Origin of the sequence: Nocardiopsis potens DSM 45234 (assembly GCF_000341105.1) — a bacterium.
Taxonomy (GTDB): Bacteria; Actinomycetota; Actinomycetes; order Streptosporangiales; family Streptosporangiaceae; genus Nocardiopsis_A; species Nocardiopsis_A potens.
This window is the reverse complement of record NZ_ANBB01000050.1, coordinates 128,802-137,434: the sequence shown is the minus strand read 5'-3', so window position 1 is coordinate 137,434 and position 8,633 is coordinate 128,802. Positions and strand designations below refer to the sequence as shown.

The window sequence follows — 8,633 nt, the reverse complement described above, 5'->3', positions numbered from 1 at the left end:
GCCGAGGCCCTCAACGACTTCCTCGTTGCAACAACCGATTGACATCACCCGCGCCCACCAGGGTGGCCATATCCCCTATGCCCGGTTTGCGGCGGGGGTCGGGGGCGCCCTGCGCACCGCGAGAGCACCCCGATTACATCTACCGGCGAGTAGTAAGCCCCAAAGCCCCCACCGCCCCTTAACTGATCACCCAGAGTGGCCAAAGCGGGCCCTCCCGGCAGGACAAATGCGACATCCCGCCCCCGCCTCTGCCCTCCCCGGGTTCCGGCCCCCTGCATCCCGGCCTTGCGGGCGGCTCGAACCCCCCGATCACCGGCCCGATCAGGGCGATCCGGGCCTCTCGGGGGCCGATCCGGCCCGGGATGCGCGCCCGGGAATCACCGGGGTGCTCTCGCGGTGCGCAGGGCACCCCACACCGCCATCACCCTGCGTATTCGGCCAGGTCGGGGAGGGGCAGCGGTTTCAGCGGCGGCCAGCCCCGCCGCCCCGGCCCGCTCTGCCGCACCCGACCGACCAGCCGGCACGCCCACCCGCCCTCGCCGCCCGCTTGAACCCCGACCCCGTGAGGCGCCGCGCCCGGGCGACCGCCTCCGCCCCGCCCCTACCGGTGCCGTCGCCGCCTGCTTGAACCCCGGCCACGCGAGACGCCGCGCCGGACCGACCGGCCGGTGCCCCTGCCTGCCGTCGCTGCCGGCCTGAACCGTCACCCCGTGGGGCCCGACACCCGGGCGACCGCCTCCGCCCTGCCCCTACCGTCGCCGTCGCCGCCCGCCTTGACCTTCACTCCGCGAGGCGCTGTACCCGACCGACCGGCCGGTCCCCCACCCGCCGTCGCCGTCCGCCTGAACCCTCACCCCGTGAGGCGCCGCACCCGACCGACCAGCCGGCACGCCCCTCCCCGAGTTCCTCGTTTTCCTCGCTGCTCGTTCCTCGTTGCAACGACCAGTTGACGACAAGGCGCTCCGACGGGGCCACCACGCAGAGATCAACGACTCGGGGCCGGGCTCGGACTCTGCCTCGGCGCAGCCCTCGGGCGCCGGCGCCGGGCCGGCGCCCGAGGGGGCCGACGCTCTCCGGGGGGAGTGGAGAGAGCGTCAGCGCTCATCGGGGGCGGGCGGTGCCAGGGCCTCCGGATGGCTCAGGGAGGAGGGCAGGCTCTGCCGGCACGCCCCGATCTGCGGGGCCGGCGGATTCCGCGCCGCGGGAAGGCTCCGGGAGGACCCGCGCCGGGTACCCGCCCCGGCCCCGATGGGAGCCTATTGAACGCCGCCCGGCCGCCGCGGCGAAAACGAGAAAAACCCTCGGACTTCTCTGGAACGGCACCGGAGCAGAAGCGGGAAGCAGGGGCCGCACCCGGGAGGGGGTTGGGCGCGGCCCCTGATGGGCGGGGCGCTCTTCCGGGCACGGGGAGGGGGTCCGGCCCGGCGGCCCGCCGCCCTCCACCGTAGAGGAGAACCCCCCGAATGCCTTTTGGAGATGAGAACGAATTTTCCCGGGATTTCTGCTCCGCCGGACAAAACGACTTCTTGAATTCGAACAGTGGGCCATCTATCCGGCGTTCCCCCCACCCGTTCCCATACTTTCCCATACTTCTTGAGAGAACTCCGGAGGGAATGCCCGGCCGGCCCGCCCCTCCCCGGGGCCGGGGCCCGCCTGGCGCCAGGCGGCGCCAGGCGGCGCCAGGCGCTGTCAGCCGGTGGCGAGCCGGTGCGCCAGGCCGGTGTACCGCCGCCCGGAGGAGGCGTTCCGCACCGCCTGGGCCAGCGCCCGCTCCGAGCCGACCAGCACCACCAGCCGCTTGGCCCGGGTGACCGCCGTGTAGAGCAGGTTGCGCTGCAGCATCATCCACGCGCTGGTGGTCACCGGGACCACCACCGCCGGGTACTCGCTGCCCTGGGACCGGTGCACCGTCACCGCGTAGGCGTGCGCCAGCTCGTCCAGCTCGGCGAAGTCGTAGCCGATCTCCTCGTCCTCGTCCGTGCGGACCACCAGCTCCTGCTCGACCTGGTCGATCCCGGTGACCACGCCCAGGGTGCCGTTGAACACCCCGTTGGCGCCCTTGTCGTAGTTGTTGCGGATCTGGGTGACCTTGTCGCCGACCCGGAACACCCGGCCGCCGAAGCGCCGCTCCGGCGCGCCCTCCCGGTGCGGGGTGAGCGCCGCCTGGAGCACCGTGTTGAGGTTGCCCGCCCCGGCGGGGCCGCGGTGCATGGGGGCCAGCACCTGCACGTCGCGCAGCGGGTCCAGGCCGAACCGGCGCGGGATCCTGTTGGCCACCACGTCCACCGTGACCTCGGCGGCCCGCTCGGCCTCCTCACAGGGGAAGAGGAAGAAGTCGGGCAGCCCGCGCAGCACCGGCGGCTCGCCCCGGTTGATCCGGTGCGCGTTGCTCACCACCCCGGACTGCTGGGCCTGCCGGAACACCTGGGTGAGCCGGACCGCGGGGACCGGGGAGTCCGCGTCCAGCAGGTCGCGCAGCACCTGCCCGGCGCCGACCGAGGGGAGCTGGTCGACGTCGCCGACCAGCAGCAGGTGCGCGCCGGGCGGCACCGCCTTGGCCAGCTTGTTGGCCAGCAGCAGGTCGAGCATGGAGGCCTCGTCCACCACCAGCAGGTCGCAGTCGAGCGGGTTGTCCCGGTCGTAGGTGGCGTCCCCGCCGGGCTTGAGCTCCAGCAGGCGGTGCACGGTGGAGGCCTCGTGCCCGGTCAGCTCGGTCATCCGCTTGGCGGCCCGGCCGGTGGGCGCGGCGAGGATGATCTTGGCGCCCTTCACCGCGGCCAGGGTGATCACCGAGGCCACGGTGAACGACTTGCCGCAGCCCGGCCCGCCGGTGAGCACCGCGACCTTGCCGGTCAGCGCGAGCTTGACCGCCTCGGCCTGCTCGGCGGCGAGCTCGGTGCCGGTGCGCTCGCGCAGCCAGCCCAGCGCCTTGTCCCAGTCGACCCCGGCGAAGGAGGGCAGCCGGTCGGCGGGCGCCGACAGCAGAGTGCGCAGCTGCGCGGCGAGCGAGGCCTCGGCCCGCTGGAACGGCACCAGGTAGACGGCGGTGACCGCCTCGCCGTCCGGCCCGGGGAGCTTCTCGGCGACCACGCCCTCCTCCGCGACCAGCTCCGCCAGGCACTCGATGACCAGCGCGGAGTCGACCTGGAGGATCTTCACCGCGTCCGAGATGAGCCGCTCCTCGGGCAGGTAGCAGTGGCCGTCGGAGGTGGACTCCGACAGGGTGAACTGGATCCCGGCCTTGACCCGCTGCGGGCTGTCGTGCGGGATGCCGACGGCCTGGGCGATGGCGTCGGCGGTCTTGAAGCCGATGCCCCACACGTCGGTGGCGAGCCGGTAGGGCTCGGTGCGGACCACCCCGATGGAGGAGTCGCCGTACTTCTTGTAGATGCGCACCGCCAGGGAGGTGGAGACCTCGATGCCCTGCAGGAAGACCATCACCTCCTTGATGGCCTTCTGCTCCTCCCAGGCGGCGGTGATCAGCTTGGTGCGCTTGGGGCCCAGCCGGGGGACCTCGATCAGCCGCTCCGGCTCCTCTTCGATGACCGCCAGCGCCTCGACCCCGAAGTGGTCGACGATCTTCTCGGCCAGCCGCGGGCCGATCCCCTTGATCAGCCCGGACCCCAGGTAGCGGCGGACGCCCTGCACGGTGGCGGGCAGCACGGTGGTGTAGTCCTCGACGGTGAACTGGCGGCCGTACTGGGGGTGGGACCCCCAGCGTCCGCGCATCCGCAGCGCCTCACCGGGCTGGGCGCCGATCAGCGCGCCGACCACGGTGGTCAGCTCCGCGGCGCCCCGACCGGTGTCCACCTTGGCCACGGTGTAGCCGGTCTCCTCGTTGGCGAAGGTGATCCGCTCCAGGACCCCTTCGAGTTCGGCGAACCGGAAGCCCGGGCCGTCCCCGCCCTGCCGCGCACCGCCCACGGCGATCCCTCCTGCCTCTCGGGTCCCTCCCCATCATGCCGCCATCCCGCGACATCCGCCCGGCCCGTCCACAGGCCCGGTCCGGCTACCCTCGTGCCCCGTGATCGATGAGAGGGACCCGGACCATCCGGGCGACCGGGTGTACACCGGCAGGGCCGGGGCGGACGCCCCGCTGGACCGCGGCTGGCTGCTCGGCCACTTCAAGCCCGAGGGCGACCTGCGGCACAGCGCCGACGTCGAGGTGAAGTGGGGCGTGCACCCGGCCGGCGAGGAGCGCGCCGAGTGGGCCGTCGGGGAGAAGCGGACCGCCCTGCTGGTGCTGGTCAGCGGCCGGTTCCGGCTGCTGTTCCGATCCGGCGGCGTGCTCCTCACCGAGCAGGGCGACTACGTGGTCTGGCACCCCGGCACCGACCACTCCTGGATCGCCGAGGAGGACTCGGTGGTGCTGACGGTGCGCTGGCCCTCGATCGCGGGCTACCGGGTCGGCGGCTGACCCCGCTCAGTCCCCGTCCGGGGCGATCGCGCGGCGGGGCAGCGGGCTGGAGTAGACCACGCTGGTGGTGACGGAGCCGAGGGCGGCGATCCGGCCGACCAGCCGCTCCAGGTCGGTCATGGAGCGGGCGGCGACCTTGAGCACGAAGCAGTCCTCCCCGGTGACGTGGTGCGCCTCCAGCACCTCCGGCATCACCGCGCACAGGTCGTGGAACGGCTTGTAGTTGGCGGTGGGGTGGCGCAGCCGGACGAGCGCCATGATGGGCAGCCCGATCCGCTGCGGGTCGACGACGGCGGTGTAGCCGGTGATGACGCCGTCCTCCTCCAGCCGCCGGACCCGCTCGGCGACGGAGCTGGGCGACATGGCGACCTTCCGGGCGAGTTCGGTGTAGCCGGCCCGGCCGTCGGCCTGCAGGGCCGCCAGCAGGCGCCGATCGGTGGCGTCCAAGGATCTTTCGGTCATACCGCAGCGATACCGCCGATCCTTCGGCAGAGCAACCCGAACGCCGTGGATCGCCCCTGCCACGGCCCTCTTTCCCCGCAATACCGTTTCCCCATGACGACCCAGAGCAGCACCAGCCCCGCCATGCGGACCGCCCCCGGCGCCCCGGCCGACGCCGCCGCGTTCTTCGCCGCCTCGCTCGCCTTCCGCACCGACGTCTCCGACGTGCACGCCTCCCTGGAGTCCGGCGAGCCCGGCTTCGTCCTGGTCGACGGCCGCTCCCTGGAGGCGTGGGAGCAGGCGCACGTCCCCGGCGCCGTCCACCTGCCCAAGGAGGAGATCCCGGCCCGCGCCGCCGAGCTGCTCGCCCCCTCGGTCCCGGTGGTCGTGTACTGCTGGGGCCCGGGCTGCGACGGGGCGACCCGCGCCGCCCTCGCCCTGGCGACGCTGGGCTACCGGGTCAAGGAGATGATCGGCGGCATCGAGTACTGGATCCGGGAGGGCTTCACCGTGCAGACCGCGTCCGGCCCGGAGACCTCCCCCCGGGACCCGCTGACCGCCCCGGTGGGCGCCCCCGCCTGCGGCTGCTGACGCCGCCGTGGCAGGATCACCCGGCATGACGACACCGCAGATCTCACCCGACCGGACCGCCGTGCTCGCGCTGCACTGGCAGGTCAACGTGGTCCGCCCGGAAGGGTTCTTCGGCGGCATGCTGGCCGGGCCGGTGCGCGCCTCCGGGGCGGTGGAGCGGGCCGCCCGGTTCCACGAGCGGGCCCGCCGCGCCGGGGTCCCGCTGCTGTTCACCCGGTTCACCGTGCCGGAGAACCGCGGGGCGCTGGTCCGCAACACCGCGTTCATGGCCGCGGTCGACGACGCCCGGGACGCGTTCCGTCCGGACGCCCCCGGCGCCCGGCTGATCCCGGAGATGGAGCAGGACGGCGCCGAGGTCTGGGACAACCAGCGTCTCTCCGGCCTGGCCGGCAGCGGCCTGCCCGAGCGGCTCTCCGCACGCGGCGTGGACACCCTGCTGGTGACCGGGGTGGCCACCAACCTCACCGTCGAGCAGACCGCCCGGCACGGCACCGACCTGGGCTTCACCGTGCACGTGCTGGGCGACTGCACGGCGGCCGCGGACCCGGAGGTGCACCGGGCGTCGCTGGCCAACCTGGAGCTGGCCACCGCGGGTGTGCTCGACGCGGACCGGGCGCTGGAACTGATCGGCGCCGGCTGACCCGGGCGGCGGCCCCGTTTCCCTCCCCGGGAGCCGCCCGGGGATGCGACGATGCCGCCATGATCCACCTCGACGGACGGCCGGCGAGCCCGGAGGAGCTGATCGGGCCGGCGCTCTACGGCTACGGCCACTTCACCACCATGCGCGTGCAGGACATGCGGGTGCGGGGCCTCTCCCTGCACCTGGACCGGCTGGCGGCGGACTGCCGCTTCCTGTTCGGCACCGAGCTGGACACCGGCGCCGTCCGCGAGCGGGTCCGCGAGGCCGCGGAGCGGGAGGGGTCGCCGCTGGTGGTTCGGGTCACCGTCACCGACCCCGACCTGGAGCTGGGGCACCCGGCCCGGGACGCGCGGCCCCGGCTGCTGGTGACCACCCGGCCCGCGGGCCCGGACCGCGCCGGACCGGTCTCCCTGGCCACCGTCCCCTTCGAGCGCGACCTGCCCCGGGTCAAGGGCACCGCCCTGCTCGGCACGCTGGTCCGCCGCCGGGCCGCGCAGGCCTCGGGGTTCGACGACGCGCTGTTCCTGGACCGCCGCTCGCTGGTCTCCGAGGGCGCCACCTTCAACGTCGCCTTCCTGTGCCGGGGGACGCTGCTGTGGCCCAGCGCCGAGCACCTGCCGGGCACCACGATGCGGCTCCTCTCCGAGCTGGCCGGCTCCGTGGGCCTGGCCAGCCGCCCGGCCTCGGTGCACGTCGCCGACCTGCCGGGGATGGAGGCCGCGCTGGTCACCAACGCCGCCACCGGGGTGCGCCCGGTCGCCGCCGTGGACGAGCACCCCTTCCCGGTGCCGGCCCCGGTGGTGGAGCGGCTCGCCGCGGCCTACCGGGCCCTGCCCGGCGAGCCGCTGTAGCCGACGCCTCCCCTCCCCCGATGACCTTGACGCTGCGGCCGCCCTACCCGAGCGCCCGGATAGGGCCGCAGCGTCAAGATCATCGCGCTGGGGCGGCTCAGTACCGGTACGGCCGGGCCAGCCGGTGCTGGACGCGCAGCGCGCGGTCGAGGTGCGCGCCGCGCCCCCGGGTGTCCGAGGCGGCGGCCCGGGCGGCCGCGGCGAGCTCCTCCATCTCCCCGGCCCACCGGCGGGCCTCCTCGGTGACCACGCGCAGCGGCCGCACCCCGGGCCTGCGGTTGTGGTAGAGCGAGCGGGCCATCCGCCAGGTGCGGTCGCGCAGCAGGCGGCGGGCCCGGTCGGCGTCGAAGGGGGTGCCGTGCAGCGCCGCGGCCGCCGCGGCGAGGCGGCGCTCGGCCCGCTGCGCGCGGCGCACCGTCTCCAGATCGGCCGGGGCCAGGTCGGCGGGGAGCAGGTAGCGGCCGTGGAACCGGACCGGCGCGCGATCCGGGTCGGCTCCGGTGAACCTGCGGTGCGCGTGCTGTCCCCCGATGACGACCACGGTCAGCGCGCACACGATCGCCACCCCGCCCGGTCCGGCGTCCATGAAGAGCCGGGCCAGCACCGGCACCAGGAGCAGGGCGCCGAACAGCATCCGCGGTGCGCCCCGGAACCCCCCGTAGACGGCGACCGCGACCGCCCAGGAGAGCGCGACCAGCGCCACCAGCTCGGGGGCGACCGGCAGCAGCGCCGCGATCCCGGCGAGCACCAGCGCCATGGCGCCGACGACCGCCCCGCCCCGCTTGTACCGCTCCCCGCGGGGCAGGTGCGCGGGATCGGCGGGGTCGGCGCCCGCCGGGATCAGCAGCCCGGGCGCCCGCTCCAGTTCCGCCACGACGTGCTCCGGCAGGCCAGGGTCGAAAACCGCCGTCATCGCCACCCCCGCGCCGACGGTACCCCGTGCACCCCCGATCCACCGCGCGCCCCCGGCGGTGCGCCGCCGGACCGGCGCCGCGCGCGCCTACCGGCCCCAGGCCGGCGCGCCGCGCCACCACCGCCGCCCCGGCCGCCCGGCGAGCTCCGCCCCAGGTCAGGCCCGGCTCAGGCCCGGTCGTGCGCGCCGACCGCCACGCTGACCCGGAAGCCGCCGGTGTGCAGGCGCTCCCGGAGGCAGTCGGTGACGGCGGCCTCGATGTCGGCGGGGGCGATCTCGGCGCCCGGCTCGGTGGTGACCCGGACCCGGACCCACGGGCCGTGCACGATGACGCAGGCGGTGCGGACGCCTTTCACCGAGCAGGCGGCGTCGGCGAGGAGGCTGCGCAGGGCGCAGTCGGCGACCCAGGTGATCGGGCCGGGACGGGGGCGCTCGCCCTCTCCCCGGCCGGCCAGCGCCGCATAGACCAGCAGGCCCGCGCCGACCAGGGCGATCAGCCCCGAGGCGGCCAGCATCACCGGGTCGTCCCAGGGGGTGCCGCCCTGCGCGGCGCCGCCGAAGGTGAGGATCCGCAGCGGGCTTCCGGCCAGGTAGGAGACGACCTCGGCGGCGGCCGCGGCGACCAGTGCGGCGAAGGCGGCCCCCGCCACGTACGCCGCGGCCCGTCTGCGCCGCCGGACGCGGAGTGCCGCCTGGCGGGCCTGGTCCACATCGGCCTGCGGCACATCGGAGGGGTCCAAGGCGGGGGTCGCCTCGTGGAGAGAAGTCATCCGAACCGCT

The 8,633-nt window shown here is 75.0% G+C and carries 8 protein-coding genes; 4 read left to right on the top strand and 4 right to left on the bottom strand.

Features of this window, described 5'->3' with window-relative positions:
* Positions 1-1,689 precede the first annotated feature (1,689 nt).
* Positions 1,690-3,924 (bottom strand): SF1B family DNA helicase RecD2, encoded by a 2,235-nt coding sequence (recD2, locus tag D459_RS0121170; RefSeq protein ID WP_017595009.1) that lies wholly within the window; start codon positions 3,922-3,924, stop codon positions 1,690-1,692.
* 100 nt (positions 3,925-4,024) lie between these two features.
* Between recD2 and D459_RS0121165 the strand changes: the two genes are divergently transcribed.
* Positions 4,025-4,417: a hypothetical protein gene (locus D459_RS0121165; protein ID WP_040710685.1), complete on the top strand. Its 393-nt coding sequence runs from the start codon at positions 4,025-4,027 to the stop codon at positions 4,415-4,417.
* Positions 4,418-4,423: 6 nt separating this feature from the next.
* Here D459_RS0121165 and D459_RS0121160 read toward each other — a convergent pair whose 3' ends face one another.
* Positions 4,424-4,879 (bottom strand): Lrp/AsnC family transcriptional regulator, encoded by a 456-nt coding sequence (locus D459_RS0121160; protein WP_026120617.1) that lies wholly within the window; start codon positions 4,877-4,879, stop codon positions 4,424-4,426.
* Between the two features lie 93 nt (positions 4,880-4,972).
* Between D459_RS0121160 and D459_RS0121155 the strand changes: the two genes are divergently transcribed.
* The 3 genes from D459_RS0121155 to D459_RS0121145 are packed head-to-tail and all read left to right on the top strand — an operon-like array spanning position 4,973 to position 6,940.
* The gene (locus tag D459_RS0121155; RefSeq protein WP_051065496.1) at positions 4,973-5,449 is read left to right on the top strand and encodes a rhodanese-like domain-containing protein; all 477 of its coding nucleotides are present in this window, start codon (positions 4,973-4,975) and stop codon (positions 5,447-5,449) included.
* A gap of 25 nt (positions 5,450-5,474) precedes the next feature.
* Positions 5,475-6,089, top strand: coding sequence for a cysteine hydrolase (locus tag D459_RS0121150; protein ID WP_017595005.1), 615 nt, complete (start codon positions 5,475-5,477; stop codon positions 6,087-6,089).
* Between the two features lie 59 nt (positions 6,090-6,148).
* Positions 6,149-6,940, top strand: a complete 792-nt coding sequence (locus D459_RS0121145; RefSeq protein ID WP_017595004.1) for an aminotransferase class IV — start codon at positions 6,149-6,151, stop codon at positions 6,938-6,940.
* 97 nt (positions 6,941-7,037) lie between these two features.
* On the opposite strand, the gene D459_RS0121140 is transcribed toward D459_RS0121145, so the two are convergent.
* On the bottom strand, positions 7,038-7,859 hold the full coding sequence (locus tag D459_RS0121140) for a hypothetical protein (RefSeq protein WP_161634171.1): 822 nt from the start codon (positions 7,857-7,859) through the stop codon (positions 7,038-7,040).
* 161 nt (positions 7,860-8,020) lie between these two features.
* Positions 8,021-8,623 (bottom strand): DUF6286 domain-containing protein, encoded by a 603-nt coding sequence (locus D459_RS32325; RefSeq protein ID WP_152523067.1) that lies wholly within the window; start codon positions 8,621-8,623, stop codon positions 8,021-8,023.
* Positions 8,624-8,633: the final 10 nt, after the last annotated feature.

Excerpts from the sequence above, each read along its gene's own strand:
- D459_RS0121150 (WP_017595005.1), top strand. The coding sequence starts at position 5,475 with ATGACGACACCGCAGATCTCACCCGACCGGACCGCCGTGCTCGCGCTG.
- D459_RS0121155 (WP_051065496.1), top strand. The coding sequence starts at position 4,973 with ATGACGACCCAGAGCAGCACCAGCCCCGCCATGCGGACCGCCCCCGGC.
- D459_RS32325 (WP_152523067.1), bottom strand. The coding sequence starts at position 8,623 with ATGACTTCTCTCCACGAGGCGACCCCCGCCTTGGACCCCTCCGATGTG.
- D459_RS0121160 (WP_026120617.1), bottom strand. The coding sequence starts at position 4,879 with ATGACCGAAAGATCCTTGGACGCCACCGATCGGCGCCTGCTGGCGGCC.
- D459_RS0121145 (WP_017595004.1), top strand. The coding sequence starts at position 6,149 with ATGATCCACCTCGACGGACGGCCGGCGAGCCCGGAGGAGCTGATCGGG.